This is a genomic window from Pseudomonas sp. MF6776 (assembly GCF_016613125.1).
GTDB lineage: Bacteria > Pseudomonadota > Gammaproteobacteria > Pseudomonadales > Pseudomonadaceae > Aquipseudomonas > Aquipseudomonas iridis.
In genome coordinates this window covers 19,235-46,000 of sequence record NZ_JAENSQ010000028.1, presented here as the reverse complement: position 1 = coordinate 46,000, position 26,766 = coordinate 19,235, and the positions used below count along the sequence as shown (strand labels likewise).

At 61.6% G+C, this 26,766-nt stretch carries 25 protein-coding genes; 15 read left to right on the top strand and 10 right to left on the bottom strand.

Annotated elements, in window-relative coordinates; translation table 11 throughout:
* Positions 1–13: 13 nt before the first annotated feature.
* On the bottom strand, positions 14–223 hold the full coding sequence (locus JJD74_RS24335) for a Flp family type IVb pilin (protein WP_047299557.1): 210 nt from the start codon (positions 221–223) through the stop codon (positions 14–16).
* Positions 224–559: 336 nt separating this feature from the next.
* Between JJD74_RS24335 and cpaB the strand changes: the two genes are divergently transcribed.
* The 8 genes from cpaB to JJD74_RS24295 are packed head-to-tail and all read left to right on the top strand — an operon-like array spanning position 560 to position 8,000.
* The gene (cpaB, locus tag JJD74_RS24330) at positions 560–1,510 is read left to right on the top strand and encodes a Flp pilus assembly protein CpaB (RefSeq protein WP_200617003.1); all 951 of its coding nucleotides are present in this window, start codon (positions 560–562) and stop codon (positions 1,508–1,510) included.
* A gap of 21 nt (positions 1,511–1,531) precedes the next feature.
* Positions 1,532–2,779 (top strand): type II and III secretion system protein family protein, encoded by a 1,248-nt coding sequence (locus tag JJD74_RS24325; protein ID WP_200617002.1) that lies wholly within the window; start codon positions 1,532–1,534, stop codon positions 2,777–2,779.
* Positions 2,776–3,966, top strand: a complete 1,191-nt coding sequence (locus JJD74_RS24320; RefSeq protein WP_200617001.1) for a pilus assembly protein — start codon at positions 2,776–2,778, stop codon at positions 3,964–3,966. The genes JJD74_RS24325 and JJD74_RS24320 overlap by 4 nt, the downstream gene beginning before the upstream one ends.
* Entirely contained in the window at positions 3,963–5,234 is a 1,272-nt protein-coding gene (locus JJD74_RS24315) for a CpaF family protein (protein ID WP_115145880.1), read from the top strand. Before JJD74_RS24320 ends, JJD74_RS24315 begins: the two co-directional genes overlap by 4 nt.
* 11 nt (positions 5,235–5,245) lie before the next feature.
* Positions 5,246–6,130: a type II secretion system F family protein gene (locus JJD74_RS24310; RefSeq protein ID WP_200617000.1), complete on the top strand. Its 885-nt coding sequence runs from the start codon at positions 5,246–5,248 to the stop codon at positions 6,128–6,130.
* The gene (locus tag JJD74_RS24305; RefSeq protein WP_042557500.1) at positions 6,127–7,017 is read left to right on the top strand and encodes a type II secretion system F family protein; all 891 of its coding nucleotides are present in this window, start codon (positions 6,127–6,129) and stop codon (positions 7,015–7,017) included. Before JJD74_RS24310 ends, JJD74_RS24305 begins: the two co-directional genes overlap by 4 nt.
* A gap of 10 nt (positions 7,018–7,027) precedes the next feature.
* Positions 7,028–7,717, top strand: coding sequence for a tetratricopeptide repeat protein (locus tag JJD74_RS24300; protein ID WP_042557501.1), 690 nt, complete (start codon positions 7,028–7,030; stop codon positions 7,715–7,717).
* A 10-nt stretch (positions 7,718–7,727) separates the two neighbouring features.
* Positions 7,728–8,000 (top strand): DUF3613 domain-containing protein, encoded by a 273-nt coding sequence (locus JJD74_RS24295; RefSeq protein WP_042557502.1) that lies wholly within the window; start codon positions 7,728–7,730, stop codon positions 7,998–8,000.
* Between the two features lie 150 nt (positions 8,001–8,150).
* On the opposite strand, the gene JJD74_RS24290 is transcribed toward JJD74_RS24295, so the two are convergent.
* The 4 genes from JJD74_RS24290 to JJD74_RS24275 all read right to left on the bottom strand — a co-directional run bounded on the left by JJD74_RS24290 (position 8,151) and on the right by JJD74_RS24275 (position 14,250).
* Entirely contained in the window at positions 8,151–9,818 is a 1,668-nt protein-coding gene (locus tag JJD74_RS24290; protein ID WP_200616999.1) for a ShlB/FhaC/HecB family hemolysin secretion/activation protein, read from the bottom strand.
* Positions 9,819–9,951: 133 nt separating this feature from the next.
* Positions 9,952–11,727, bottom strand: a complete 1,776-nt coding sequence (locus JJD74_RS24285; RefSeq protein ID WP_200616998.1) for a collagen-like triple helix repeat-containing protein — start codon at positions 11,725–11,727, stop codon at positions 9,952–9,954.
* Positions 11,728–12,040: 313 nt separating this feature from the next.
* Complete coding sequence (locus JJD74_RS24280; RefSeq protein ID WP_200616997.1) at positions 12,041–12,895, bottom strand: MaoC family dehydratase; 855 nt, start codon at positions 12,893–12,895, stop codon at positions 12,041–12,043.
* 2 nt (positions 12,896–12,897) lie between these two features.
* Positions 12,898–14,250 carry a 3-oxoacyl-ACP reductase gene (locus JJD74_RS24275; RefSeq protein WP_200616996.1) on the bottom strand — a complete coding sequence of 451 codons (1,353 nt, stop codon included), beginning with the start codon at positions 14,248–14,250 and terminating at the stop codon, positions 12,898–12,900.
* A gap of 177 nt (positions 14,251–14,427) precedes the next feature.
* Between JJD74_RS24275 and JJD74_RS24270 the strand changes: the two genes are divergently transcribed.
* The 3 genes from JJD74_RS24270 to JJD74_RS24260 all read left to right on the top strand — a co-directional run bounded on the left by JJD74_RS24270 (position 14,428) and on the right by JJD74_RS24260 (position 18,164).
* Complete coding sequence (locus JJD74_RS24270; protein WP_047299623.1) at positions 14,428–15,705, top strand: acetyl-CoA C-acetyltransferase; 1,278 nt, start codon at positions 14,428–14,430, stop codon at positions 15,703–15,705.
* 256 nt (positions 15,706–15,961) lie between these two features.
* Positions 15,962–16,858, top strand: coding sequence for a PA4780 family RIO1-like protein kinase (locus JJD74_RS24265; protein WP_200616995.1), 897 nt, complete (start codon positions 15,962–15,964; stop codon positions 16,856–16,858).
* 103 nt (positions 16,859–16,961) lie between these two features.
* Positions 16,962–18,164, top strand: a complete 1,203-nt coding sequence (locus tag JJD74_RS24260) for an MFS transporter (RefSeq protein ID WP_200616994.1) — start codon at positions 16,962–16,964, stop codon at positions 18,162–18,164.
* Here JJD74_RS24260 and cueR read toward each other — a convergent pair.
* From cueR to JJD74_RS24245, 3 genes are all read right to left on the bottom strand, one after another.
* The gene (cueR, locus tag JJD74_RS24255; RefSeq protein ID WP_047299627.1) at positions 18,118–18,531 is read right to left on the bottom strand and encodes a Cu(I)-responsive transcriptional regulator; all 414 of its coding nucleotides are present in this window, start codon (positions 18,529–18,531) and stop codon (positions 18,118–18,120) included. The genes JJD74_RS24260 and cueR overlap by 47 nt on opposite strands.
* Positions 18,528–20,921 carry a heavy metal translocating P-type ATPase gene (locus JJD74_RS24250; RefSeq protein WP_200616993.1) on the bottom strand — a complete coding sequence of 798 codons (2,394 nt, stop codon included), beginning with the start codon at positions 20,919–20,921 and terminating at the stop codon, positions 18,528–18,530. Before JJD74_RS24250 ends, cueR begins: the two co-directional genes overlap by 4 nt.
* Positions 20,922–21,111: 190 nt before the next feature.
* Positions 21,112–21,495, bottom strand: a complete 384-nt coding sequence (locus JJD74_RS24245; RefSeq protein ID WP_042557512.1) for a hypothetical protein — start codon at positions 21,493–21,495, stop codon at positions 21,112–21,114.
* 147 nt (positions 21,496–21,642) lie between these two features.
* Between JJD74_RS24245 and JJD74_RS24240 the strand changes: the two genes are divergently transcribed.
* Both JJD74_RS24240 and JJD74_RS24235 read left to right on the top strand, forming a co-directional pair.
* The gene (locus tag JJD74_RS24240; protein WP_042557513.1) at positions 21,643–21,840 is read left to right on the top strand and encodes a cation transporter; all 198 of its coding nucleotides are present in this window, start codon (positions 21,643–21,645) and stop codon (positions 21,838–21,840) included.
* 205 nt (positions 21,841–22,045) lie between these two features.
* A complete protein-coding gene (locus tag JJD74_RS24235; protein ID WP_042557514.1) occupies positions 22,046–23,254 on the top strand; it encodes a multidrug effflux MFS transporter in 1,209 nt (402 codons plus the stop codon).
* Between the two features lie 3 nt (positions 23,255–23,257).
* On the opposite strand, the gene JJD74_RS24230 is transcribed toward JJD74_RS24235, so the two are convergent.
* Positions 23,258–23,431 carry a hypothetical protein gene (locus JJD74_RS24230; RefSeq protein WP_164488104.1) on the bottom strand — a complete coding sequence of 58 codons (174 nt, stop codon included), beginning with the start codon at positions 23,429–23,431 and terminating at the stop codon, positions 23,258–23,260.
* 153 nt (positions 23,432–23,584) lie between these two features.
* Positions 23,585–24,598 carry a zinc-binding alcohol dehydrogenase family protein gene (locus tag JJD74_RS24225; RefSeq protein ID WP_200616992.1) on the bottom strand — a complete coding sequence of 338 codons (1,014 nt, stop codon included), beginning with the start codon at positions 24,596–24,598 and terminating at the stop codon, positions 23,585–23,587.
* 115 nt (positions 24,599–24,713) lie between these two features.
* On the opposite strand from JJD74_RS24225, the gene JJD74_RS24220 reads away from it, so the two are divergent.
* Both JJD74_RS24220 and JJD74_RS24215 read left to right on the top strand, forming a co-directional pair.
* Positions 24,714–25,643 (top strand): LysR family transcriptional regulator, encoded by a 930-nt coding sequence (locus JJD74_RS24220; RefSeq protein WP_042557516.1) that lies wholly within the window; start codon positions 24,714–24,716, stop codon positions 25,641–25,643.
* Between the two features lie 316 nt (positions 25,644–25,959).
* A complete protein-coding gene (locus JJD74_RS24215; RefSeq protein WP_200616991.1) occupies positions 25,960–26,691 on the top strand; it encodes an ArsR/SmtB family transcription factor in 732 nt (243 codons plus the stop codon).
* Positions 26,692–26,766 lie beyond the last annotated feature (75 nt).

Here is a 26,766-nt window from a genome sequence, read left to right as displayed (position 1 = left end):
GTTATCGGTTCGATCAAGGGGTTGGGGTCAATGCGGTCTGGATGGCGGTCAGGATCGCGGTCACCTGAGTGCCGATGCCGCCACCGAACGCAGCAATCACCAGCGCCACCAAGCCGACCACCAACGCATATTCGATGGCCGAAGCACCCTCGGTGTCTTTGGCCAGGCCTTTGAAGAACGCGAACTCGGATTTGATTTTTGCAACAACGCGCGAATACGACATAAGGATTCTCCTTGAGCGCACCAGGTGTTGCGCGTTCGCAACATGATTTCCCTGTGCCAGCATCAGCATTGTCGGCATTTCCTGCCCCAACAACTGTAAGAACGGATTAACGCTTTAGTAGTAGTGCGCCGTTTAACGGCATAAAACGACGTTTGGCGCGTGAGCCCTCTTATTTTCGCGGATATTTGAGTGGGTTTAATGGCGTTTTGTTCGCGCTGCGCTACCGTCAAATAGCGAAATAGTTACTTGTTCATAGCTGCCTGATTGCGAATTTGTCTCGATGGAAGTCACGGGTCATTGCAAAAGACACAACGCAGCAGGAAAGGGAGAGCCGTCATGAACAGTCGCGTCACTTTGGGTCTGGCCGGATTGCTTCTGCTAGGTGCCATCATCGCCGGATACTGGGGGCTGACTTTAAGCCGTCAACCGGTCGTCGAACCGGCCGCAGCGCCCGCTGCTGTCGCTGTCGTGTCACCGAACGCTGCGCCTGCGATACCGGTTGAAGACCCGACCCGCCAACCCGTTGTTGTCCTGCTGCGCGATATTGCGCCGTTCGTGAAAATCACCGCGGCCGATGTCGCCGTGGAAAAACTGCGCACCGCTCCCGCCGGCAGCCTTGGCGCTGTCGACCAGGTGATCGGCCGCACGCCTTGGCGCCCGTTGAGCGCCGGTAGTTGGTTGAGTGAAGAAAGCTTCGAAGCGGGCAGCCAACTGGCACGCATGATTCGCCCAGGTGAGCGCGCATTGGCCGTGGCGGTGGATGAAGTGATTAACGCCGGTGGGCAATTGGCGCCCGGCGATTACGTCGATGTGTTGCTGTTTCTGCGCAAGGACGAAAGCAATTCGCAGGCCTCGGCGCAACTGGTGGTGCCAGCGGTGCGCGTACTGGTCGTCGGCAGTCAGATGGGCCTGACCAACGAGGGTCAACCCGCCAGCCCCGCGCGCACCGATGAAGAGCGCCTGAGACAGGATCAACAACGCATGGCGGCGCGCAGCGTGGTGCTTGCGGTGCCGGAACCGTTGCTCAGCCGTTTGATGCTGGCGTCGGGCGCCGGTGTGCTGCGCCTGGCGGTGCGCAGCGCCGATGAGCAGCAACTGGCGAAATACTGGGCCGGCGAAAACGATGTGGCGACGCGGCTCGATACACCGCGCCGGGATTTGCTCGAGTTCAGCCAATTGTCCCTGACACCCCCGCCAAGGCCCGTCGCTGTGGCCGGCCAACCGGTTGCGCGCAAACCCGCCGTGGAAGTCATCCGCGGTGCCGAAGCCGCTCAACCCACTCCCTGACCCGAGCAAGGACGCCTTTACATGCGCAAACGCTTTACGCCCCTGTTCAATGTTTTTTTTCGAGCTGCGCTGCTGAGCATCGCCTCGATCTCAAGTGCAGGCGCCGCAGCCAGCAACTGTGCCGCACTTGGTCCGTTGCCGGCGACGCTGGAAGTCGGCGAAGGCCTGCAACAGGCGCTGCAATCACCCGTGCCCATCACTCGGGTTGCGGTGGGTGACCCGAAAATCGCCGATGTGCGCGTGACCGGCGATCAAGGCGTGTTGCTCACCGGCGTCGCGCCCGGTGCCACCACGCTGATGATCTGGAGTGCCTGCGCCAGCGCGCCGCGCCAAAGCATGGTGTTTGTGCAGGGCAAGGCCAGCGCGGCGATGACCGCTGTTGTACTGCCGGCCGATGACCCGAACCTGCCCTCGCAAGTGCAGACCGACATCCGTTTTGTCGAAGTCAGCCGATCCAAACTGAAAGAAGCCGGCACCTCGATCTACGGTAAAGGCTCCAACAACTTCCTGTTCGGCGGCCCGGGCACGGTGCCGGGCACCGTAGTCAGGCCGGGTACGGTGCCGGTCATTGCACCGAGCATTCCGTTGGTCAACGACGCGTTCAACATTGTCTGGGGCGGCGGCAGCAGCAAATTTCTTGGCATCGTCAATGCGCTGGAGGGCAGCGGTTTTGCCTACACCCTGGCGCGGCCAAGCCTGGTAGCGCTGAGCGGGCAGAGCGCGAGCTTCCTTGCTGGCGGTGAGATTCCGATCCCGGTGCCGAGCGCCAACAGCAACAGTTACTCCATCGAATATAAGGAGTTCGGTATTCGTTTGACGCTGACGCCGACCGTGGTCAGCAACAACCGCATCGCGCTCAAAGTCGCCCCTGAAGTCAGCGAGCTGGACTACAACAATGGCGTGACCATCGGCGGCACCAAAGTGCCGGCGTTCAACATCCGCCGCACCGACACCAGCATCTCTCTGGCCGACGGTGAAAGCTTTGTGATCAGCGGGTTGATCAGCACGCGCAACGCCTCTGAAGTGAATAAATTTCCCGGCCTTGGCGACATCCCGGTCCTGGGCGCATTTTTCCGCAACTCGTCGATCAATCGCGAAGAGCGCGAGTTGCTGATGATCGTCACCCCGCACCTGGTGCAGCCACTGGCTGCCAATGCACCGCTGCCTTCGCTGCCGGGGGAGAAACTGCGCAACTACGACCCGAACTGGTATCGCCTGTACTTCCTCGAAAACGGCAACTTCGATAAACGCAGCGGATTATCGCAATGAGCCAGAACCTGAGTCAGACCTTCCTCGCCATCACCCGCAACGACACCGACCTTGAATGGCTGCAAGGCGCGCTGGCGCCACTCGGTCAGGTGGTCAGCGCCGGTGGCGGCAGCCTTGACGAGTTGCTGGCGCTGGTCGATGTGACCTTCGCCAGCCTGGTGTTCGTGGGACTTGATCGTGATCATCTGGTGGCGCAAAGCGCCCTGATCGAAGGAGTGCTGGAAGCCAAGCCGATGCTCGCCATCGTCGCCCTCGGTGACGGCATGGACAATCAGTTGGTGCTCAACGCAATGCGCGCCGGCGCGCGGGATTTTGTCGCCTACGGTTCACGCTCCAGCGAAGTTGCCGGGCTGGTGCGACGCCTGAGCAAACGTCTGCCGGCGGTGACGCCGAGCACTCAGCTCGGTGGTTTGACGGTGCTCTACGGCGTACAAAGCAACGCCGACGGCGCACTGCTCGCCAACCACATGGCGCTGGTGGTGCAGAAGAGCGGCCAGCAAACCCTGCTGCTCGATCTGGGCCTGCCGCGCGGCGACAGTCTGGCCTTGCTGGGGCTTGAGAGTTCGTTCCATTTCGGCGACGCGCTGCGCCACTTGCGGCGGCTCGATACGACCCTGATCGACAGCGCCTTCACCAGCGCCGAAGCGGGCCTGCGCATTCTTGCCTACGCCAACGGCGACGAGCCGCTGGAGCGCACCAGCGCCGCCGAGTTGTACATGTTGCTCAGCGCCTTGCGCCAGCACTTCCAGCACATCGTGGTCAACCTCACCGGCCAGCCCGACAGCGAAGCGCTGCGCACCTTCGTCAGCCATTGCGACAAGCTGATCTGGTACACCGACCAGAACGTTCTCGACTGTCGGCGCAACCTCGCGGTGCTCAATCTGTGGCGCGAAAAAGGCATGAAACTCGACCATGGCCGGTTGCTGGTGGATCGCTACCTGCGCAACGTCGCGCCGGATTCCGACACCCTCGGCAAGACCTTCGGCCTGGAGGTGATCGCGGTGCTCGCCTACAGCCCGGAGATTCGTCTAAACGCAAAAAACCAGGGCGTCAGCCTGTTCGAACTGGCCCCGCGTGAGGCCATCAGCCAGAGCCTGCGTAGCCTCGGCGAACGCCTGGCGAAACGCTCCGAAGGCCTGGCCAAACCCAAAGTCAGCTGGTTCGACCGCTTGCGAGGCACCTCATGAACGGCGAGCAATTGTTCGGCGGGTCGCAGCGCCCCGCGTCCGGCAACACCGATCACGATGGCCTGAAACTGGTGCTGCACCGTTACATCATCGACGCTATCGAAGAGTCGGGGAAAAACCTGCTGGAAGGCTCGCGGCAGGTGCTTTCGCAATTCGTCATCGACAAGGTCGCCGAATACATCGCACGCCTGCATCTGGCGATTTCCCGTTATGAGATGGAGCGCCTGGCCGAAGAAATCGTCGATGAACTGACCGGTTTCGGCCCGCTGGAAGTGCTGCTGCGCGACAGCGCGGTGACCGAAATTCTGGTCAACGGCCCGCACCGGGTGTTCATCGAACGCGACGGCGTGCTGCACCTGAGCGACCTGCGCTTTATTGATGCGCACCACGTTGAACGGGTGATGCAGCGCATTCTCGGGCCACTCGGTCGGCGTCTCGATGAGTCGTCGCCGATGGTCGATGCACGCCTGCCCGATGGCAGTCGGGTCAACGCCATCATCCCGCCGATTGCTCTCGACGGCCCGTGCCTGTCGATCCGCAAATTTCGCAAGGACATGCTCAAGAGCACTGACTTGATGGCAATGCAAACCATCGATCAGGCGATCTTCGACTTCATCCAGGAGGCGGTGGGCAAGCGCTGCAACATCCTTATCAGCGGCGGCACCGGCACCGGCAAAACCACCTTGCTGAACATCCTCAGTCAATTGATCAATCCTAATGAACGTCTGGTGACCATCGAAGACGTTGCCGAACTGCAGCTCGGTCATCCTCACGTCGTGCGCCTCGAAACCCGGCCGCCAAACGCCGAAGGCCATGGCGAGGTGAAAGCCAGCGACCTGATCCGCAACGCTCTGCGCATGCGTCCCGACCGGATCATCCTTGGCGAGATTCGCGGCGTTGAAGTGGTCGATGTGCTGACGGCGATGAACACCGGTCACGACGGCTCGATGAGCACCGTGCACGCCAACAATGCCCAGGACGCCTTGCTGCGTCTGGAGACCCTGGTCGGCCTGACCGGGCGCACCATCGCCGAACGCACCCTGCGCCAGATGATTTGCGCCGCGCTGGATGTGGTGATTCAACTGACGCGCATGCCGGACGGCCGTCGCTGCGTCAGCGAGGTGGTGGAAGTGGTTGGCGTGCGCGAGGACGTCTACGTCACCAACACACTGTTCCGTCTCGACCGCCGCACAGGCTTCGGCTTCATGCGCGAGGCGCTCAACCCGGCTGGCGACAAGTTGCGCCGTGAACCGATGCTCGCGCACTGAGGGCCCACAGCATGCTTAAACCGCTGTTGCTGTACTTGCTCAGTCTGGCTTTGTTCGTGCAATCCATGCGTTTGTTCTATAAGGCATGGCACTTGAGTGGTGCCACTCGAGTAATGGAACGATTGAACGAGGGACAGCCGCAGGGCCTCTCGCCGAAACCCGGCTGGGCGGGCCTTGAACGTGCTTTCTTGCGCGCAGGCCTGGGGCGTCCGACCGAGCGTCTTGGTGCATGGATCCTGCTCTGGATGTTCGCCATCGTGCTGAGTCTGGCGCTCGCCGGATGGATCGGCCTACTGGTGATGCTGGTATTGCCGCCAGTGGCCGTGCGGTTGTACGTCAGTTGGCGCTACCAAAGGCGATTGCGGCGAATGATCGAACAATTGCCGCAACTGCTCGACTACACCGTACGCAGCCTGAAGTCCGGACGTACCCTGGCCGATGCGGTGCTCGGTGCCATCGAGGCCAGTGAAGATCCGCTCAAGGATGCCATGGGCCGTGTACAGCGCAGCGTGCAGTTGGGCGTGAGCCTGCCGGACGCCGTGTCGGATCTGGCCGAACTCTATGAGCGCGACGAGTTTCGCCTGTTCGCCCTCGGCCTCAAGGTCAATCATCGCTACGGCGGCAACGCCAGCGAGCTGCTGGAAAACCTGATCAAGATGATCCGCGAGCGCGATCAGGCTGCGCGTCAATTGCGCGCGATGACCGGCGAAACCCGCCTCACCGCGTGGGTGCTGGGCCTGCTGCCGATTACCATGGCCGGGTATTTCCTGATGGCCAATCCGATTTATCTGGTCGCCATGTGGCACGACCCTTCCGGGCAGCGGATGCTGGCCACGGCGTTCGGCATGCAGGTGATCGGCAGCCTGTTGCTCTGGCGGATGTTGCGCAGCCTATGACGACGCCACTGATGATCAGCGCCTTGCTCTTGCTTGGCGCCGCGCTGTTGCTGCTTTTCAGCCTGCTGGACCAGCGCCGCCGCAGCCAGCAGATCAGCCGGCGACTGGAGGGCGACCTGCTGCGCCAGAATCGCTTCGGAAACCTGCTGCAAGTGCTTGGCGAGAGCAAAGTCGGCCAGCACAGCGTCAAGCTCGACAACGAAACCCAGACCCTGCTCAACCGTCTGGGCTGGCGCAGTGCCCGTCAGCGCTCGCTGTTCGCCGCCTGCCAGATCGGCTCGCCGTTGTTGTTGCTGGCGCTGGCGGTGCTGCTGCAATCGGTATTTTTCCCCGCCGTGGAAAAACAGTGGATCGCGCCGCTGTTCGCCCTCGGCGTGGGCTACCTGTTGCCCAAACGGCTGTTGGTGATCGCGGTCGCTCGCCGGCAAAAACAACTGGCCAGCGAGATCAGCACGTTCATCCCGCTGTTGCGCATCCTCTTCGAATCCGGCATGGCCGTGGAGCAGGCGCTGCGTGTATTGAGCCACGAAAGTCAGGCGTTGCTGCCGGTGCTGACCCAGGAGTTACGTCTGGTGCTGGCGCGGGTCGACTCTGGCCTTGAACTGGGCGAAGAACTCAACAAGGCGACGCAGTTGTTGGCGGTCGACGAGTTCACCGACACCTGCGTGATCCTCCAGCAGTTGCTGTATCAGGGCGGCGGCGCGATGAAATCGCTGCTGTCGCTCAAGCAGCTACTTGATGACCGGCGCCTGACGCGCCTGCAGGAATACATCTCGAAAATGTCCGCAAAAATGTCCGTCGTGATGATGCTGTTTCTCTTCCCGGCGTTATTGATTGTCCTGGCCGGCCCGGGCTTCACTGCCCTGGCGAAGGCGTTGGGTGCTTGAAGGAGTGGTGATGAAAGCAATGATTGCAGGTGTCTGTTTGCTGATGCTCGGTGGCTGTGCCAACACCGGGCAAAACCCGTGGCAAGCGCTGACCAGTAACGCCAGTTGCGCCAAGTTGAGTTCCGATCAACAGCTGTCGCTGAACCTTGCCGATGACATGGCCAACGACGGCAAGTTGCACGCCAGCCTCGCCAACCTGCAAAGCCTGCCGGACAACATCGCGGATGTGCGTCTGCGCAAGGCCAAGGCGTACCGCTTGCTCGGTCGCAGCGAGGCCGAGCCTTTGTATCGCAGCCTGCTCGGTTCATGTCTGGCCGCCGAAGCCGAACATGGCTTGGGCCAATTGGCAGCGGCCAGGTCCGACTACGGCCAGGCGCAGGCGCACTTGCAACGCGCCGCACGCCTGGCGCCGACTGACGAAAAAATCCGTAACGACTTGGGGGTGGTTTACCTCAACCAGTTGCGCATTGAAGACGCACGCTTCGAATTCCTCACCGCCATGGAGCTCAAGCAGAGCGACCAATTGGCGGCGCTGAACCTGGTGACGCTGTTGCTGTATCAGGACGACTGGAACCGCGCCGCCGAACTGGTCAGCCGTCTCGGTCTGAGCCCTGCGCAGTTCAGCGAAGCCCAGGGCCGCGCGGAAAAACTCAAAGTGCCGAGCCCGGCCACCGCCGCCGTCACGGCGATGCTCAAGTAAGGAGACCGCGATGAAAGCTGCCATTTTGTTTGTTGGCCTGCTGGCACTGCCGCTGACCAGCCACGCCATCGACGCCGGCCCGGCCTCGGCCCAGCAACAGGAAACCGAAGGCTGGCTGCTGCTGCAAAGCCGCAACAAGGTTGCCTCGCCGACGGTGCAAACCCAGACGCCGACCGAGCGTGAACTGGCCATGCAGCGCTGGCTGAAAAGCTACCTGCATGAGATTCCGCAGTATTTCGATCAGGACGAGGGCGGGGAGGTCGACAGCGGATCGGGGGGCTGATCTGTTCGGCAGGTTCACCGCGTTATCGTTCATCGCTGGCAAGCCAGCTCCCACAAGGTCATGCGCTGATTCAAGACTGATGCAAAACCTGTGGGAGCTGGCTTGCCAGCGATGGCGGTCTGTCAGCCCCCGCAAATGGGTCTGCCCCCCCTACAACTGATAACTGAAGCTGATGCTGTACCGCGGTTTGCGATTGAAGGTGTCCAGTGCCTCATCGGACATCGCCTTCGCCGCCTCCAACGCAATGTTGTAGTACTTGGCGTCACCAAACCTTAACCCGATCGCTGCCGATGACAGGTTGTTGGCCTGCACCGGCAAATCATTGAACCAGCTGCGTGAGCGATCAAGCACTACGTACGGTTGCAGGATGCGCACCCAGTTGCCTTCACGGTTGAAGCTGTAGTTGACCTCGTAAGCCACCCCCCAACCCTTGTCGCCGGACGCCTGGTCATCGGGATAACCGCGACCGAAATTCTGCCCGCCGAACACGGCGCGCTCGCTGTCGGGCAGGGTGTCGTCGCTCCAGTACAACGCCGCCGACAGCACGCCTTGCCAGTTGTCGAAGAACTTGTCGCTCTGCACGCCGGAGAGTCGCGCGCGGAAGAAGTCCAGGTCGATGTCGTCGAAGTTGGTATGCGCGCCCAGGCTGTCGAAACCCTGATAGACGCCAGCGCTGAGGATGCGCAATTGGCGGGCATCGGCCTTGCGCCAGTCGCCTTCGAAGGCGAGGGCGCGGATGTCGGTGCGAAATTCCGTGCTGAACGGAAAGTTGATGCCGTCGTAGCGGGTCTTGTCGTCGACCGCGTACAGGCGCGAGCCGGCAGTCAGCAGTTCGTTGGCGGAGGCAATCAACGGCACGCTGAAGCCGATCGAGTAACGGTCGTTTTCGCGGTGGGTATCGAGGCGGCCGCCATTGTTGACCAGCACCTCGGTGCCGGGGTCGGCGCGATAACGCGAGGCCGACAGATTCAGTTGTGTGCCTTCAGCATCGAGGAACTGGCTGTAGTCGAGGCGATAGTAACGTTCGTGGTCATCCCCCGGCGGGAACAGGCCGCTGAGGGTCAGTTGCTCGCCCATGGACGTCTGCGAGTTGCTGCTGACGCCGAGCAACGCTTGCGTGCCGTTACGGTTGTTTTCGGTGGCGCTCAGCGTGCTGGTGAACGGTTTGCGGCTGGCCTCGGCGATCAGCGTCGTCGCGCCGTCAGTGGTGCCGGGCGGCGGCACCTGGGCCTGAATCGTCACGCCGGGGATGCGCGTCATCAGCGTGGTGTAGCGCTCGAAGGTCTTGCGGGTCAGCGGCCGTTCGGCCTGGATTTTCGCCGCCAGTTTGTCGAGCAGGCCTTTGACCCGACCGACATCGCCCTGCATCTGCACATCGCGAACGTAGCCTTCGACCAACACCACTCGCGCCACGCCGTCGTCGAAATTCTGTTGCGGCAGGAAGGCGTAGGACAACAGATAGCCGTCCTGTTGATAGCGTCGGGTGATGTTGCGCGTGGCTTCGATCAGGTCGGCGAGGCGGGTCTGGCGGCCGATCAGCGGCTTGTAGACTTCGGCCAGTTCGTTGAGCGGATAAATCGTTCCGCCTTCGATCTGCACGGTCCTCAGATTGATCCTGGTCTCCATTTGCAACGGTTGCGCGGCGGCGCCGGGGTCAGGCACTTGCAGCGGCGCGGCGCTCGGACGATAGGCGTCCGCCGGCAGATTCGGCACGGGCAGGTTGCGGATGGTTTCGTTGCTATTGAGAAAGCTGGGCAGGGTGTCGGCGAGGGCGGCGGAACTGAGACTGAGGAACAGCAGGGATGCCATAACGCGCATAGGACACTCCATGGTCAGAACACAGCAAGGGGCTGGTTTTTCCTAAGAAAAAAGCGGAAGACTCGTGGGAATCTTCCGCCCTCAACCAAGCGTAGGCGCTGTAGGTAAGGCCGTCGAATCGGCCAGGTGCAATTTAGCGTTTATTGCCTCCCAGAGCGCCGGTCAAACCACCGAGCACACCGCCCAGCCCACCACTTGTGGTGCCGCCGGTGGTGCCTGCACCGGCACCGCCATTGACCAGCCCACCGACGGCGCCGACGGTAGCCCCCACGTTGTTGACCAGACCTCCGACGGCTGTAGTGACCGGGTTGTTGGTGGCAGCGATCGTGTTGCCGATGTTGCTGACTGCGCCGCCGACCTGGGTGGTGAGACCGGCCACAGGTGCGGAGATACCGGTGGTGGCGCCGACATTTTGGGTCAGGCTGGTGACAGCGCTGGTAACCGGGTTCAGACCAGCACCCACAGTGGCGCCGACGGTGGCCAGTGCTGAAGTCGGAGCGGTGATCGGTGTGCCCGATCCGCCAAGTGCAGTGTTGAGCGAAGCGATGGTATTACCCAAACCACCCGCCGCGACACCACCTGCACTGACCACGCCGTTGGTGCTGCCGGCATTCAAGCCTGCGCCGACGTTGGCCACTGCGCCACCGACGGTTTGCAGCAGGCCAGTGCCGGCCAGAGCGCCGCCAACCCCACCGACCCCACCGCCACCGACACTGCCGCCACTGATAGCGCCACCGACAGCCACGACCGCGCCGCCGACACCACTGACCGCCCCACCCACAGCACCGCCGATACCCCCGACACCGCCGATACCACCGGTACCCGAGCCGGTGCCGTTGGACACCAGGCCACCGGCCTTGCCAGCGGCTGTGCCGGTATTGCTCAGCGCACCGCCGAGGGTGTTGGTCAAGGCATTGCCATGACCGGCGTCGGTGACCTTGCCGCCCAAGCCATTCACCGCGCCGCCGACTTGCGAGATCACACCTTTGAGCGGAGTGCCAAGGCCGGTGGCGCTACCGATTTTGTCCGTAGTACTTTCAACCATGGCGATCACCGGCACCAGTTTGCCGCCGACAGTGTTGGTCAGTTGGCTGGTTGGGCCGGTACTGAGTGTTGTGTTCAACGTGTCGCCGAGCATGGTGACTTTCTCGCCGACGCCATCGAGCAACGGAGCCACTTTGGTGACCACGCCGCCGACCACCGGGACGCGATTGGTTGCGGTCGCCAGTTTGCCGCTCAGATCGGAGACGCCGTCACCGACATCCTGCACAACGCCGCCGACTGAAGAGACGGTGGTGGTCAGGCCTTTTGGATCAGTCGCCAGTTTACCGATGCCGTTGGTTACGCCATCGCCCAGTGTGGTGACGACGTTGCCAGCGGTGTTGGCCGCGCTCTGCACTACGCCGCCGACGACTGGCACGCCGCTCAGAGAGTCGCCAATCTGGCCGACACCATCGCCGACGCCGCTGACTGTTTTACCGACATCCTGCACGAGGGTGGTGGTCACCAGCGCTGGTGGGGGATTAGTCGGGTTGGTTGGATCTGTCGGGTTCGTTGGATTGGTTGGATTGGTTGGATCTGTCGGGTTTGTCGGATTGGTAGGATTAGTGCCACCCGTGCCACCCGTGCCCCCGGTTCCACCCGTGCCGGCGGTATCACCGGGTCCGCCAGTGCCGCCAGTGCCTCCGGTATCGCCAGTGCCGCCAGTGCCGCCAGTGCCACCCGTTCCGGCGGTGTCACCTGTTCCACCCGTTCCACCAGTCCCATCGGTGCCAGCGGTGCTGCCCGAAGAAGAGCTGCCGGGAGTGCTCTTGTGGCCGCCACCGCCGCTGCTGCAACCGGTGAGGCCGAGGGAAAGCATCAATGCCAGAGCGATTGCCGATTTGCACCACACGTTTTGAGTTTTCATGATCGTATTCCTTGCACCAGTCACAACGTTCGTTGTCTTCGATGGCTCGCCGATCTGCTGTCGGTGATGCCTCGTCCGTTGTGTCAATCTCAGTCCGGGGGCAGGGTTCGCACCATTCTCAAGTTGGTATTAACGCCTTTATATATAAGGTGCTGTTCAGCGCCTAAGGACTAATACCCACGATATAAACGCACAAAAAAAGCCTTGAAAATCAAGGCTGGGGATTTGTCGGAGCGGGGGGCAGAGCGCGGAAAAACTTAAGTGATATATACACAATTTACAGGCTTGCCCCCCGACACGATCGAAGTGGCATTCAGGCAGTCGGCTGCCAATTACCCACCATGTGCTCAAGGTCCCCCGCGCCCACCAGTCGCAATTGGCCGCTGGACCCTGCCTCGCTCGCGAGCAATGTCACTTCACTCGGCAATCGCACCGGTTTGCGAAAGTGCACGGTGACTTCGAAATTGGCCTTGGGCAAATGATCCGCCAATGCCGCGAGTGTGCGTGCCTTGTTCCACAAACCATGGGCAATTGCCGTGGGGAAACCGAACAGCTTGGCGCTGGCCGCACTCAAGTGAATCGGGTTGTAGTCACCGGACACCTTGGCGTATTGCCGGCCGATGTCTGCCGGTGCTTTCCAGTGCGTCACTTCAGTCAGCGCTTGCGACGGTTCCCAATGTTGCTCGACGGCCTCACCGTCGAGTTTCACACCGCGACAGAGCATCTGGCTTTCGGCTTCCCACAGCGGTCCGAGCTGATCGTCCAGGGTGGTCAACAGATCGAACGTCGCCCCCTTGGGATGCGGTTGCAGGTTGTGCACGCGCACGCTGACTTGCGCCCGACTGATCCCGCCCATCGGCCGCAGCACGCGAATGCGGTTGCTCAAATGAATCAACCCCAGCAGGGGAAAGGGAAAGTCCTTGGCCGTCAGCAATTGCATCTGCAAGGCAAACGCGAGGATGTGTGGATAAGTCGGCGGCAGCAGACCATCGTCGTTAAAACCGCAGACCTTGCGATAGTCCGCCAGCCGTTTGCCGTCGACATCGATCCCGCAGCGCAAACCACTGTCGGGCAGTTGCGTGCCGGTGATTTTGCGTCGTGTCGCGGCCCGCGCGTACAGCCCGGGCAGACTCGGTTCGCGGTCCAGCGTGTGCCATTCGATGCTCATGCCTATGCCCCCAGAACACTTTGCCCACAGACGCGCAGCGCCTGCCCGGTGAACGCGCCGGTGCCCGGTTGCGCCAGCCACGCCACGGCTTCGGCGACGTCCTGCGGCAAGCCGCCCTGGCCCAGCGAACTCATGCGTCGGCCGGCTTCACGCAGGCCAAACGGGATGTGTGCGGTCATCTGGGTTTCGATAAAACCCGGGGCCACGGCGTTGATGCTGATGCCGCGCTCCTGCAACGTCGGTGCCCAGGCCTGCGCGAGGCCGATCAAACCGGCCTTGCTCGCGGCATAGTTGGTTTGCCCGCGATTGCCGGCGATGCCGCTGATCGAGGCCAGCAGGACCACCCGCGCATCGTCATGCAAGGTGCCGCTGTCGAGCAGGGCCTTGGTCAGTACCTGCGGGGCGTTGAGGTTGACCGCCAGCACCGCGTCCCAGAATTCCGGGGTCATGTTGGCCAGGGTCTTGTCGCGGGTGATCCCGGCGTTGTGCACCAGAATGTCGAGGCCGTCCGGCAACTGTTCGATCAACTGCGCGGCGGCGTCTTCGGCGCAGATATCGAGGGTGATACTGCGAGCACCCAGGCGTGCGGCGAGGGCTTCCAGATCGGACTTGGCCGGTGGCACGTCGAGCAGGATGACGTCAGCGCCATCGCGCGCGAGGGTCTCGGCAATCGATGCGCCAATACCGCGCGCCGCACCGGTGACCAACGCCTTGCGCCCGGCGAGTGGCCGTGTCCAGTCGGTCACCTGTTTTTCGCATGCGGTCAGGCGAATCACCTGCCCGGAGACAAAAGCGCTTTTGGGCGAAAGAAAAAACCGCAGCGGCCCTTCCAGTTGATCCTCGGCGCCTTCGCCGACATAGATCAGTTGCAGCGTGCCGCCGCTGCGCAATTCCTTGGCCAGCGAACGGGAGAAACCTTCCAGTGCACGTTGGGCGCTGGCCGCGAACGGATCGCGCAAGCCTTCCGGCGCCCGGCCAAGAATGACCAGATGGGCGCTGTGCTCAAGGTTTTTCATCAGGGGCTGGAAGAACTCGCGCAGCTGTTTGAGCTGGTCGGTGTGCTGCAAGTCACTGGCGTCGAACACCACGGCTTTGAGTTTTGGGCCAAGGCCCGGAATCCACTCAGTGGCCTTCGCCGGTTGCTCGCCGTAACGGTAAATCCCCTCGGTCAAACGGTTGGCGAAAGCACTGATGCGCTCGGTCAGCGGGCCACCCCCGATCAGCAGCGCACCGTCCACCGGCCGCAGGCGCCCGGCCTGCCAGCGTTCCAGTCGCACCGGCGACGGCAGGCCCAAAGCCCCGACCAGGCGATGGCCGATGGACGAGTTGGCGAAGTCGATATAGCGGTCAGACATGGAACGCTCTCCAGAAGTTGGGGTTCAAAGTGTGGACTGCCCAAGGCAATCAATCGTTCGATCCACGCAATAAGGCCTACGCTAGAACAGCAGAGTAGACCAACGCCTCTGTAGGAGCTGGCATGCCAGCTCCTACAGAGGGCTATGTGAATCTGGAAATCCAGACAGGAGCTTTTCATGAGTCAGCTGCGCCGCGTCGCGATCATCGGCGGTAACCGTATTCCTTTCGCCCGTTCCAATGGCCCTTATGCCGCGGCCAGTAATCAGGCGATGCTCACCGCAGCCCTCGAAGGCCTGATCGAACGCTACAACCTGCACGGCCAGCGCATTGGCGAAGTGGTGGCGGGCGCGGTGCTTAAATTGTCACGGGATATGAATCTGACCCGCGAATGCGTGCTCGGCTCACGCTTGTCACCAGCCACCCCGGCCTATGACATCCAGCAAGCCTGCGGCACCGGGTTGGAAGCGGCGTTGCTGGTGGCCAATAAAATCGCCATCGGCCAGATCGATTGCGGCATTGCCGGCGGTGTCGACACCACCTCCGACGCGCCGATCAGCGTCAGCGAAGGCCTGCGCAAAATCCTCCTGCAAGCCAACCGCGCGAAGACCACCGGCGAAAAACTGAAAACGTTTCTGCAACTGCGCCCGCAACACCTGATCCCGGAGTTTCCGCGCAATGGCGAAGCGCGCACGGGCCTGTCGATGGGCCAACACTGCGAGTTGATGGCGCAGACCTGGAATATTGCTCGCGAAGATCAAGATCAGTTGGCCCTAGAAAGTCATCACAAACTGGCCGCGTCTTATGGTGAAGGCTGGCACAACGATCTGATGACGCCGTTCCTCGGCCTGACCCGTGACAACAACCTGCGCCCGGACCTGACCCTGGAAAAACTCGCCGCGCTGAAACCGGCGTTCGAAAAAAGCGCCAAAGGCACGCTGACGGCGGGTAATTCCACACCCCTCACGGACGGTGCGTCGGTGGTGCTGCTTGGCAGTGAGGAATGGGCGAAGGAGCGTGGTTTGCCGATCCTGGCCTACCTGCGCGATGGCGAAGCGGCGGCGGTGGACTTCGTCAACGGCGCCGAAGGCCTGTTGATGGCGCCGGTGTACGCGGTACCCCGGTTGCTGGCGCGCAACGGCCTGAGCTTGCAGGATTTCGACTATTACGAAATTCATGAGGCGTTTGCCGCGCAGGTTTTGTGTACGCTCAAGGCCTGGGAAGATCCCGAGTACTGCAAAACCCGTCTGGGGCTCGATGCGCCGCTGGGTTCTATCGACCGCAGTCGCCTCAACGTCAAAGGCAGCTCACTGGCGGCGGGGCATCCGTTCGCCGCAACCGGCGGGCGAATTGTCGCGAATCTGGCGAAGTTGCTGGATGCGGCGGGGCAGGGAAGGGGGTTGATTTCGATCTGCGCGGCGGGGGGGCAAGGTGTTACTGCGATTATTGAGCGCTAGAAGAGCCCCTCACCCTAGCTCTCTTCCTCCGGGAGAGGGCTTGAACACGCGATGTCAGATTCTGTCGCAAATGCCCTCAACACCGTTTACCAACATTTACCACCGGCTCAGCTATGATTCGCTGCGGTCGATTTTTCGGCACAGTGTGTGCATTCATGAGGTTCACAGGTCGGCAACCCCTCCCCGAAGCGCGAGGATTGCCGTATAACGAGTGACATTCGCGTGTTTGGTAATAAAGGACCCACAATAAAAGCTGATGAAGACTCCAAAACGCATTGAACCCCTGATCGAGGACGGTCTGGTCGACGAAGTGCTGCGCCCACTGATGAGTGGTAAAGAAGCAGCTGTTTATGTGGTGCGCTGCGGCAATCAGTTACGTTGCGCAAAGGTCTACAAGGAGGCGAACAAACGCAGTTTCCGCCAGGCGTCCGAGTATCAGGAAGGTCGCAAGGTTCGCAACAGCCGACAGGCTCGAGCGATGGCCAAAGGCTCGAAGTTCGGCAAGAAAGAAACCGAAGACGCCTGGCAGAACGCTGAGGTCGCCGCGCTGTTCCGGCTGGCTGGCGCTGGCGTTCGGGTTCCGCAACCGTACGACTTCCTTGAAGGCGTTCTGTTGATGGAGCTGGTGGCCGACGAGTACGGCGATGCCGCGCCGCGTCTGAACGACGTGGTGCTGGAGCCGGATCAGGCGCGTGAGTATCACGCGCTCCTGATTTCGCAGATCGTGCTGATGTTGTGTACCGGTCTGGTGCACGGTGACCTCTCGGAGTTCAACGTGCTGCTGACGCCAACCGGGCCGGTGATCATCGATCTGCCGCAGGCAGTGGACGCGGCGGGCAACAACCACGCGTTCAGCATGCTCGAGCGTGACGTTGGCAACATGGCTTCGTACTTCGGACGCTTTGCCCCGGAGTTGAAGAAGACCAAATACGCCAAGGAAATGTGGGCGTTGTACGAAGCCGGCACCTTGCACCCGGCCAGCGTGCTGACCGGTGAGTTCGACGATCCGGAAGAGCAGGCGGATGTTGGCGGCATTCTGCGCGAGATCGAAGCGGCGCGACTCGATGAGGAGCGCAAGCAAGCGATTCGTGCGGCGGATGACGAGCCGAAGGGCAAGTCGGACGAGCCACCGCCTCCCCCGTGGATGCAGTGATTGCTTGAACAGAAACCCGGCTTCGGCCGGGTTTTTTGTGCCCGATACATTCCCATAAGCAACCACAAACATATTTGATGCTGCTGACCTACAAGGATCGTATGTGAACGCCAACACCCGCTTCATCATCACGGCCCGGCTGATCTCCGATTTCGGCGCCTTCCTCAACATGGTTGCGCTGGCTACCTACGTCTATCTGCTCAGCAACAGCGCCATGAGCGTGGGGATTTTCCTTGCGAGCCGCGTGGGGGGCGGGATTTTTGCCAGTCTGATCGGCACGCGTTTTTATAGACGCTGGAGCGGCCGTCTGCCGCTGATCGCGTTTGATCTGTTACGCGCCGGCGTGCTCGGATTGTTGCTGATCGTGCCGGTCAGTCAGCAAGCGCTGCTGTTGCCGGTGATCGCCTTCGCTCTGGGCTTGGGCAATTCGATGTTTGCCATCGGTCTCAACAGTCAGTTACCACGGCTGATCGAGCCGTCGCAGTTGCTGAAGACCAACGCCTGGATCACCTCGGCTTCTTCCGCAGCCATGGTCGGTGGCAGTCTGGTCTCGGGGTTGCTGGTGGCGGGGTTTGGTTTCGAAACGGTATTTGCCCTGAACGCGCTGACCTATTTGCTGGCGGCGTTGATGATTGTGCCGCTGCGTTTCGCACCTGCGACTGTTAATCCAGCGTCCGAGCGCGGCGAGTGGTCGGCCCTCAAGCAAGGTTTGCGCAGTGCTCCGGTGATTGCGGCGATGCTCGCAGTGACGATGGCCGACACCTTGGGCAGCGCCGCACATAACGTCGGATTTCCGATCATTTCCAAACTGCTGTCACCGGATTCAGCGAGCACAACCCTGGGCCTGATGCTGGCGGTGTGGGCCAGTGGCAAACTGCTCGGCGCGCGGATCGCCAGTCGTTTGAAAGGCTCGGACAACATTCATCTGGAGCGTCGATTTTTCTTCGGGGTGGCGTTGATGTCCTGCGGTTTTATCCTGATGTTCCAGCAACACAGCCTGTATGGACTGCTGTTGTTTTCGTTGCCGGCGGGGCTGGGTGACGGCTTCTCCGAGGTTGGTCTGATGTCGCGCCTGCAACGCGAGCCCGAGCATTTGCGCCTGCCGATTTTCAGCTTTTTGACGTTACTGCAGATGACCGGGTTCGGCGTCGGCATGCTGATCGCCGCACCGTTTTACGCATGGTGGACGCCGGGTGCCGTGGTCATGTTGTTCCACGGCATTCCACTCGGCACGTTGCTGACGGTGAAGGGGCTGGCGCTCAGGCGCGGGCGGGTTGCGCGCAGCAGCCCGACGCCAGTTCCTTGAGGATCGGGCAGTCGGGGCGATGATCGCCCTGACAGTGCTCGACCAGGTCCTGCAACGTGTCGCGCAACTGGCCGAGTTCGCGGATCTTCTGGTTCAGCTCGTCGATGTGCTGACGCGCCAGTGCCTTCACATCGGCGCTGGCTCGTTGACGGTCCTGCCAGAGCGTCAGTAGCTTGCCGACTTCTTCCAGTGAAAAACCGAGGTCTCGCGAACGCTTGATGAAGGCCAGTGTGTGCAAGTCATCAGCGCCGTAGACCCGGTAGCCGCTGTCGGTGCGATGGGCCGCTTTGAGCAGGCCGGTCGACTCGTAATAGCGAATCATTTTCGCGCTCAGGCCACTTTGCCGGGCCGCTTGGCCGATGTTCATCGATGCTCCTCCAGATCCTTGGGTTTCCAGGTTTTCAACAGTAGCGCATTGCTCACTACGCTGACGCTCGACAGTGCCATCGCCGCGCCGGCCAGCACCGGGTTGAGAAAGCCGAACGCCGCCAGCGGAATGCCGATCAGGTTGTAGACGAAGGCCCAGAACAGGTTCTGGCGAATCTTCGCGTAAGTCTTGCGGCTGATTTCCAGTGCCGCCGGCACCAGCCGAGGATCACCGCGCATCAGCGTTATGCCCGCCGCGTGCATGGCGACGTCGGTGCCGCCGCCCATGGCAATGCCGATGTCGGCCGCCGCGAGCGCCGGGGCGTCGTTGATACCATCGCCGACCATCGCCACGACGCCGGTTTTTTTCAGTTCGGTGACGGTGGCGGCTTTGTCGGCAGGCAGAACTTCGGCGTGGACGTTGTCGATGCCCAAAGCCTCAGCCACCACGCGCGCGCTGCCCCGGTTATCGCCGGTCAGCAAATGGCTGTGGATATTCCGTGCGGCCAGTTGTTGCACCGCCTCCAGCGCACCGGGCTTCAAGGTGTCACCGAACGCGAACAAGCCCAGCACACGGGGCTCGGGGCTTTGTTCGATCAGCCACGAAAGCGTACGGCCCTCGGCTTCCCAGGTCTTCGCCGATTCAGCCAGGTCACCTGCGCTCAGGCCACTTTCTTCGAGCATTCGCCGATTGCCCAATGCCAGACGCCGACCGTCGAGATTGCCGGCAATGCCGCGACCGGTCAGCGACTGGCTATCGCTGACGTCCGGCACGCTCAAGTCGCGTTCAGCGGCGGCGTCGAGCACCGCTTTGGCCAACGGGTGTTCACTGCCGCGTTGCAGGGCGCCGGCCAGTTGCAGCAGATGATCTTCATGACCGTCGACGGCACTGAAGTGCGCGATGCGCGGCGTGCCGGAGGTCAGCGTGCCGGTTTTGTCGAACACCACGCTGCTGACTTCATGGGCGCGTTCCAGGGCTTCGGCGTCCTTGATCAGAATGCCGTGGCGCGCCGCCACCCCGGTGCCGGCCATGATCGCGGTGGGTGTGGCGAGGCCGAGGGCGCAGGGGCAGGCGATCACCAATACCGCGACGGCGTTGATCAGCGCTGTCTCCAACGGCGCGCCGTACAGCCACCAGCCGACCAGTGTCGCCAAGGCCAATACCAGCACGGTCGGGACGAACACCTGGCTGACTTTATCCACCAGTTTCTGGATCGGTGCTTTCGCCGCTTGGGCGTCTTCTACCAGGCGAATGATGCGCGCCAGCACGCTTTCCGCGCCGAGGGCGGTGGTGCGCACCAGCAGCCGGCCTTCACCGTTGATGGCGCCGCCGGTAACGTTGTCCCCGGGCTGTTTCGGCACCGGCAGGCTCTCGCCGCTGATCAAGGCTTCGTCAGCGTGGCTTTGGCCTTCCAGCACTTCGCCGTCGACCGGGAAGCGCTCGCCGGGTTTGACCAACACCCGATCGTTGAGGCGCAGCGCGCTAATGGCGACATCCTGTTCGCGGCCGTCAATCACTTGAATCGCCCGCTCCGGACGCAAAGCCTCGAGGGCGCGGATGGCGCTGGCGGTCTGGCGTTTGGCGCGGCTTTCCAGATATTTGCCGAGCAGGACCAGCGCGATGACCACCGCCGACGCTTCGAAATACAGGTGCGGCATGCGCCCGGCGGCGGTGGCCCATTCGTAGAGACTCAAGCCGTAACCGGCGCTGGTGCCGAGGGCGACGAGCAAGTCCATGTTGCCGGCCCCGGCGCGCACGGCTTTCCATGCCGCCACGTAAAACCGCGCGCCGAAGATGAATTGCACGGGGGTGGCGAGGGCAAACTGCGCCCAGGCCGGGAGCATCCAATGGATGCCGAACGGTTGCAGCAACATCGGCAACACCAGCGGCAAGGCCAGGGCGATGGCGCAGATCAGTGCCCAGCGCTCACGTTGCAGACGCTGTTGCTGGTTATCGCTTTGAGGGTGTTCGGCTTGCCAGACGCTGGCGGCGTAACCAGCCTTGCTCACCGCGTCGAGCAGGACCTGCGGATCGATTTGACCGAGCAACTGGAGGTGAGCGCGTTCGTTGGCCAGATTGACGCTGACGCTCTTCACCCCGGGGACTTTGTTCAGGGCGCGCTCGACACGACCGACGCAGGACGCGCAGGTCATGCCGTCGATGCTCAATTCGAGGGTCTGTTGCGGCACGCTGTAACCGGCACGTTCAACGGCGTCCATCAACGCTGGCAGACTGTCCCCGGGCGCCTTCACGCGGGCCTGTTCGGTGGCGAGGTTGACGCTGACGGCACTGGCGCCGCTGACTTTACTCAAGGCCCGTTCGACACGCCCGGCGCAACTGGCGCAGGTCATGCCGGCAATCGGCAGATCGAAAGTGATGGATTCGGACATCGTTCACGCTCCCTGTAGAAGTTGCCTACAGGATCAACCTTGCCATGCGGGCAAGGTCAAGCGCCAATCTTGATGTGGTCGCAAAACCAAAATGTGGGAGCGAGCCTGCTCGCGAAGGCGTCATGTCAGTCAATATCGTGCTGCATGACACACCGCTTTCGCGAGCAGGCTCGCTCCCACATGAGTTTGCTTAGTAACCGAGGTCGGCGCGCTTGAGGTACATACCTTCCTGCGTCATCGCGATTCGGTACTTCTGGATTTCACCGGACTGCAATTTGATTTCCTGCGAGCCCGGCGCCAGCAATCCCGGACTGCAACCGACGACTTGCCCCGGCAGCAATTTCAGGCGCAACGACACGGTGCCTGGCGGCAGGTTGAACGAGGCACTTTGTTCCTGGAACAGCCGCGCCGACAGTTGATCCTGGATGTACACGCCGATTTCGCAGGAGGTCGCTACTTCAAGACGCTCGCGGGAAATGATCAGCACGCCATAGTCTTCACCTGCGGCGTGCACCGAAGGGATGGCGGCAAAGAGGCCGAGAAAGCCCAACAGGCTGAAAGCTGACCAGCGCATGGCTGAATCTCCTGAATTCATATCATTGATGGATGCAGCTTGGCCGAGCGCGACGCCGATTGCCAGCCCGGCAGTTTATTCAAGAACTTGACCTTGCCATCGTGGCAAGCTCGAAACTGCCGGCAACCTCACTGAAGGAGTCATCCCATGCAAGTGTTCAATGTTCAAGGCATGTCCTGCGGTCACTGCGTCAAAGCCGTCACTCAAGCCGTCCAGGCAAAGGATCCGGCGGCCAGTGTGCGCGTTGACCTGGCCGCAAAAGAGGTCGGCGTCGAAAGTACTTTGAGTGCCGAGCAGGTCATCGAGATCATCAGCGAAGAAGGTTACGCGGTAAAACTCGCCTGATTGTTCTTAACTGAAAAAAGCCAAAGATCGCAGCCTTCGGCAACGCCTACAAGAGCAAAGCAAATCCCCTGTAGGAGCTGCCGAAGGCTGCGATCTCTTGATCTTCTGATCCTCGGTTTTTAATTGTTAGCCAGCTATCGGAATGTTCAAGGCGTCCATGCCCGGCTAGACTGTCGGGCTGCCGACCTGCCAACGTGGATGCCTGATGAACTTTCGTACCATTCTGATTCTCGGAGCCCTGACCGCTTTCGGTCCGTTGGCGATCGACTTCTATTTACCTGCATTTCCGTCGATGGCGCTCGCGTTCGGCACCGACGAGAAACATGTGCAGATGACGTTGGCAGCGTATTTTCTCGGTCTGTCCATCGGCCAGCTGGCTTACGGCCCGGTGGCCGATCGCTTCGGTCGACGGGTTCCGTTGCTCATAGGTCTGGCGCTGTTCACGCTGGCATCACTGGCCTGCGCTTATGCACCGAACCTGGAATGGCTGATCGGCGCACGTTTCGTGCAGGCGTTGGGCGGTTGTGCAGGGATGGTGATCGGTCGGGCGGTGGTCAGCGATAAATGCGACGCCGTGGACTCGGCAAAAGTCTTCTCGCAGTTGATGCTGGTGATGGGCCTGGCACCGATACTGGCGCCGATGCTCGGCGGGCTGTTGGTCAACACCACGGGTTGGCAGTCGATCTTTTTGGTGCTGACCGGGTTCAGCGCGTTGGCAGGTTTGGCTGTGGCGCTCGGTCTGCCGGAAAGTATGCCCGCGGACATGCCGCGCCAGCCGCTGTCCGGTGCACTGCGCCAGTATGGACGGCTGCTGAAGGATCGGGTTTACCTCGGCCATGCCTTGACCGGCGGCATCGCCATCGCCGGAATGTTCGCTTACATTGCCGGCTCACCGTTCATCTTCATCAAACTGTATGGCGTCCCGGCCGAGCATTTCGGCTGGCTGTTCGGTACGAACGCGGCGGGGTTCATTCTGGTGGCGCAGGTCAATGCGCGGTTGTTGGCCAAGCGTGGCCCGGCGTTTCTGCTGTCGCGTGCGGTCTGGGTTTACCTGGCTGCCGGGCTGACATTGCTGGCCGTCAGCGCCTTGCACACCAATGCGCTTTGGCCGTTGCTGATTCCATTGTTCATCTGCGTGTCCAGCCTCGGCTGCATCAGTCCCAACGCTGCCGCCTGCGCGATGAACGGACAGGGCGCGCGCGCCGGCAGCGCGTCAGCGTTGCTCGGTTGCATGCAATTCAGTGTCGCGGCCGGCGCCTCGGCACTGGTGGGGATATTGCACGATGGCACAGCCGTGCCGATGGCTATCGTCATCAGCATGTGCGGTTTTCTGGTGGTCAGCGTCGCGATGCTCACCCGACGTCTGCAAAATGCCCGAGCCCGAGCCTTGGCTCAGGCCCAAGCCGAGGCTTGAACCTCAGCCGGCCGCGCGTTGCTGGCCTTGATCGGGAATCTTGTGGGGCGCGCAGAGTCGCGCTTCGAGGGTGCGAGTGAAGGCCAGCGCTTCGGCCTCACTGCGGAATGTCACGGCGTGCTGGTCGAGTCGAACCTGCCATTGAGACTTTGCCACTTCTTTTATCAGGATCTTCATTGCTGACCTCCCTTGCGTAAAAGATGTATCGCAGAGGCTTCGATTGTAGACCTGAATACGATCGCAATTGTGACAACGGTCAAGCATCTGACTGACGGCAAAAGAAGATCGCAGGCCCTGCAGGAGCTACCTCAGCCTGCGATCTTCCGATCCTTAGAAACCTTCTAAAACAATTTTCCCCTTGGCTTTGCCGCTCTCCAGCAACTCATGCGCGCGACGCAAGTTCGCCGCATTGATCGCGCCGAAGTGCTCGCCGACGGTCGTCTTCAATGTGCCTGCATCAATCAACTCGGCCACGCGGTTGAGCAGTTTGTGCTGTTCGATCATGTCGGGTGTCTCGAACAGCGAGCGGGTGTACATGAACTCCCAGTGCAGCGAGAGGCTCTTGCGCTTGAGTTTGGTCACGTCCAGCGACTTCGGGTCGTCGATCAGGGCCAGTTTGCCTTGCGGCGCCAGGGCTTCGACCAGTTGATCCAGATGCTGATCGGTCTGAGTCAGGCTGGCGACGTGGGTGACGTGGTTGATGCCGGCGCGCTTGAGTTCTTCACTCAGCGGTTGGCTGTGGTCGATGACCAGATCCGCCCCCAGTTCGCTGACCCAGTCGCGGGTCTGTGCACGGGAGGCGGTGCCGATCACTTTGAGACCGGTCAGTTGCTTGGCCAATTGGGTGAGGATCGAACCGACGCCACCCGCCGCACCGACGATCAGCAGGCTCTGGCCATTATCGGCTTGCCCTTCGCTGACTTGCAGGCGTTCGAAGAGCAACTCCCATGCGGTAATTGCGGTCAGCGGCAGGGCCGCGGCTTCGGCGAAACCGAGGGACTTGGGCATATGGCCGACGATTCGCTCATCGACCACGTGCAGTTCGCTGTTGCCGCCCGCGCGGGCGATGGAGCCGGCGTAGAAAACCTTATCGCCAGCCTTGAACAGCGTTACCTCGCTGCCAACCGCCTTGACCACGCCGGCCACGTCCCAGCCCAGCACTTTCGCGGCCCCGCCCTCAGGCGCCGCATTCTGCCGCACCTTGGTGTCGACCGGATTGACCGAAATGGCTTTGACCTCCACCAGCAAATCACGCGGGCCGGCTACTGGCTCAGGCAGATCGATGTCTTGCAGGGATTTGGCGTCGCTGATGGGCAGTGAGGCGTAATAGGCAATGGCTTTCATGGAAGGCTCCGCACAGGTAGTAGAAGATGGTGCTGATGATTAGCTATTTCTCTGCGAGATAAAACCGGCTAAAACAGCAGTCTCTTTCAATGTTTTTTTGATAATCGAGGCTGACATGCTGCGTTTCGATGACTTGCAATTGTTCGTCCGGGCAGCGGATCTGGGCAGTTTGTCGGCGGCGGCGCGGGTGATGGACATGTCTGCGGCAGTGGCCAGCGCGGCGTTGAAACGGATCGAACAGCAACTCGGTGCGCGCCTGCTCGCCCGGTCGACGCGCAGCTTGCGCCTGACGGCCGAGGGCGAGGGCTTCCTCGAATACGCTCGGGCGGCGTTGAGCAATCTCGATGAGGGGCGACGTTTGCTGGCCAGCGGGCAGGATCAGGTCAGCGGGGTCTTGCAGCTGTCGGCGCCTTCGGACTTTGGCCGCAACCTGTTGTTGCCGTGGCTCGACGAGTTCCAGCGCGAGCACCCGAAACTGACCGTACGCTTGCTGCTCGGCGACCGCATTGCCGACCTGTTTCGCCAACCGGTGGACATTGCCCTGCGGTATGGCGAACCGGAAGATTCCAGCCTGATTGCCTTGCCGATCGCGCCGCACAACCGCCGCGTGTTGTGCGCGTCACCGGCGTATCTGGCGCAGCACGGCGAACCGCGGCAGCTCGAACAACTGGCCCAGCACAATTGCCTGTTGTTCATGCTCGGCAGTCGGGTTCATGACCATTGGAGCTTCACTGACGGCAAGCGCGAAGTAAGCCTTACTGTCACGGGTGACCGCTTCAGTGACGACGCCGACGTGGTACGTCTGTGGGCCGTGGCAGGTGCCGGGATTGCCTATAAATCCTGGCTGGACGTGGGCGCCGATGTTCTCGCCGGGCGCCTCAAAGTGCTGTTGCCAGAGCTGCTGTGTGAGCGCGCTCCGCTGAATTTGTTGTGCGCCCATCGCGCACAATTGAGTAAGCCTGTGAACCTTTTAAAGGAGATGCTCGCCAGCCGATGCGCTGATCTAAGTAGTCAATTTCCCGCTTTCTCGAAAGTTGATCATTAGTCGCAGGTAAATAGAGAAATTTCTGTCAGGAACAATCACCACCCGTGCAGTCCGCAGCGCGGGACGGCGCGTGCATCCCGCTTATACTAGCGCCCGCCTCACGCCAGTACCGAAACCCGGCCCGAACGCCATCAATGCTGAGCTGCCTTGTTTAACTTCGGGTACTGCTGCGGTTGCGGGTTCGGTGCCGGAACATGTTGTGCCAATGGCCTGCCTTGCCCCGGCTCAGGGCGTTTTTCGCGTCTTGGCCGCTGGCTCATTACTGGTCAAGATGTCTCCGAGCAGTAGACGATACGATTCCACAGGGAGTGAATACATGGAACATGCACCTTGCATCAGCCAGATCGCCACGTTGCTGGCCGACCCCAAGCGCAGCGCGATGATGTGGGCGTTGATGGATGGCTCGGCCCGGCAGACCGAGGAGCTTGCGCTACTGGCAGGGCTGTCGCCGTCGTCGGCCAGTGCGCATCTGGCACGGTTGTCCACTGGCGGTCTGTTGAAGGTCGAAGTCCGGGGGCGTAAACGGTTTTTCCGCCTCTCGGCGCCGGAGGTAGGCGCTGCGATCGAAGCGTTGGCCAGCGCCACCATCGCCAGTGCCCCGCGAGAAGTCGCCGAGGTGTTCAAACGCAATACGCCGATGGCCAAGGTAGCGGCGGCGCCGTCTTCACTGCTGCGCGCTCGTTTCTGTGATGACCATTTGGGCGGCACGCTGGCGGCTGATCTGTATCAACGCCTGCTCGACGCCGGCTGGATCGAACAGCTTGAGCAACGCGTGGTGGTGACCCATAAAGGCGCGAGCAAGTTGGCTGGCCGTGGCGTGTTCATCCAGGCGTTGGCCCATCGCAACGTGCGGGTGGCCTGTGCCTGCCCGGACTGGAGCGAGCGTCGTCCGCACATGGGCGGCTCACTCGGCGCGGCGTTGCTGCAGTTGTTCATGCAGTCCGGTTGGCTGACCTTGCCCCATGACTCCAGGGCGTTGCAACTGACCGCCCTTGGCCAGCGGGAGCTGCATCGATTCGCCAAGGAAACAGAGCTGGAACTGGCGTAGCAGAGCCTGTGAAATCGCTGCCTGAGCCGCAATCCATCAGCTAACACTGTACTTGTGGGCGCGGGCTTGCCCGCG

What these genes read in the sequence shown, in the direction of transcription:
- JJD74_RS24335 (WP_047299557.1), bottom strand. Translation starts at nt 223, where the DNA reads ATGTCGTATTCGCGCGTTGTTGCAAAAATCAAATCCGAGTTCGCGTTC.
- cpaB (WP_200617003.1), top strand. Translation starts at nt 560, where the DNA reads ATGAACAGTCGCGTCACTTTGGGTCTGGCCGGATTGCTTCTGCTAGGT.
- JJD74_RS24325 (WP_200617002.1), top strand. Translation starts at nt 1,532, where the DNA reads ATGCGCAAACGCTTTACGCCCCTGTTCAATGTTTTTTTTCGAGCTGCG.
- JJD74_RS24320 (WP_200617001.1), top strand. Translation starts at nt 2,776, where the DNA reads ATGAGCCAGAACCTGAGTCAGACCTTCCTCGCCATCACCCGCAACGAC.
- JJD74_RS24315 (WP_115145880.1), top strand. Translation starts at nt 3,963, where the DNA reads ATGAACGGCGAGCAATTGTTCGGCGGGTCGCAGCGCCCCGCGTCCGGC.
- JJD74_RS24310 (WP_200617000.1), top strand. Translation starts at nt 5,246, where the DNA reads ATGCTTAAACCGCTGTTGCTGTACTTGCTCAGTCTGGCTTTGTTCGTG.
- JJD74_RS24305 (WP_042557500.1), top strand. Translation starts at nt 6,127, where the DNA reads ATGACGACGCCACTGATGATCAGCGCCTTGCTCTTGCTTGGCGCCGCG.
- JJD74_RS24300 (WP_042557501.1), top strand. Translation starts at nt 7,028, where the DNA reads ATGAAAGCAATGATTGCAGGTGTCTGTTTGCTGATGCTCGGTGGCTGT.
- JJD74_RS24295 (WP_042557502.1), top strand. Translation starts at nt 7,728, where the DNA reads ATGAAAGCTGCCATTTTGTTTGTTGGCCTGCTGGCACTGCCGCTGACC.
- JJD74_RS24290 (WP_200616999.1), bottom strand. Translation starts at nt 9,818, where the DNA reads ATGCGCGTTATGGCATCCCTGCTGTTCCTCAGTCTCAGTTCCGCCGCC.
- JJD74_RS24285 (WP_200616998.1), bottom strand. Translation starts at nt 11,727, where the DNA reads ATGAAAACTCAAAACGTGTGGTGCAAATCGGCAATCGCTCTGGCATTG.
- JJD74_RS24280 (WP_200616997.1), bottom strand. Translation starts at nt 12,895, where the DNA reads ATGAGCATCGAATGGCACACGCTGGACCGCGAACCGAGTCTGCCCGGG.
- JJD74_RS24275 (WP_200616996.1), bottom strand. Translation starts at nt 14,250, where the DNA reads ATGTCTGACCGCTATATCGACTTCGCCAACTCGTCCATCGGCCATCGC.
- JJD74_RS24270 (WP_047299623.1), top strand. Translation starts at nt 14,428, where the DNA reads ATGAGTCAGCTGCGCCGCGTCGCGATCATCGGCGGTAACCGTATTCCT.
- JJD74_RS24265 (WP_200616995.1), top strand. Translation starts at nt 15,962, where the DNA reads ATGAAGACTCCAAAACGCATTGAACCCCTGATCGAGGACGGTCTGGTC.
- cueR (WP_047299627.1), bottom strand. Translation starts at nt 18,531, where the DNA reads ATGAACATCGGCCAAGCGGCCCGGCAAAGTGGCCTGAGCGCGAAAATG.
- JJD74_RS24250 (WP_200616993.1), bottom strand. Translation starts at nt 20,921, where the DNA reads ATGTCCGAATCCATCACTTTCGATCTGCCGATTGCCGGCATGACCTGC.
- JJD74_RS24245 (WP_042557512.1), bottom strand. Translation starts at nt 21,495, where the DNA reads ATGCGCTGGTCAGCTTTCAGCCTGTTGGGCTTTCTCGGCCTCTTTGCC.
- JJD74_RS24240 (WP_042557513.1), top strand. Translation starts at nt 21,643, where the DNA reads ATGCAAGTGTTCAATGTTCAAGGCATGTCCTGCGGTCACTGCGTCAAA.
- JJD74_RS24235 (WP_042557514.1), top strand. Translation starts at nt 22,046, where the DNA reads ATGAACTTTCGTACCATTCTGATTCTCGGAGCCCTGACCGCTTTCGGT.
- JJD74_RS24230 (WP_164488104.1), bottom strand. Translation starts at nt 23,431, where the DNA reads ATGAAGATCCTGATAAAAGAAGTGGCAAAGTCTCAATGGCAGGTTCGA.
- JJD74_RS24225 (WP_200616992.1), bottom strand. Translation starts at nt 24,598, where the DNA reads ATGAAAGCCATTGCCTATTACGCCTCACTGCCCATCAGCGACGCCAAA.
- JJD74_RS24220 (WP_042557516.1), top strand. Translation starts at nt 24,714, where the DNA reads ATGCTGCGTTTCGATGACTTGCAATTGTTCGTCCGGGCAGCGGATCTG.
- JJD74_RS24215 (WP_200616991.1), top strand. Translation starts at nt 25,960, where the DNA reads ATGGAACATGCACCTTGCATCAGCCAGATCGCCACGTTGCTGGCCGAC.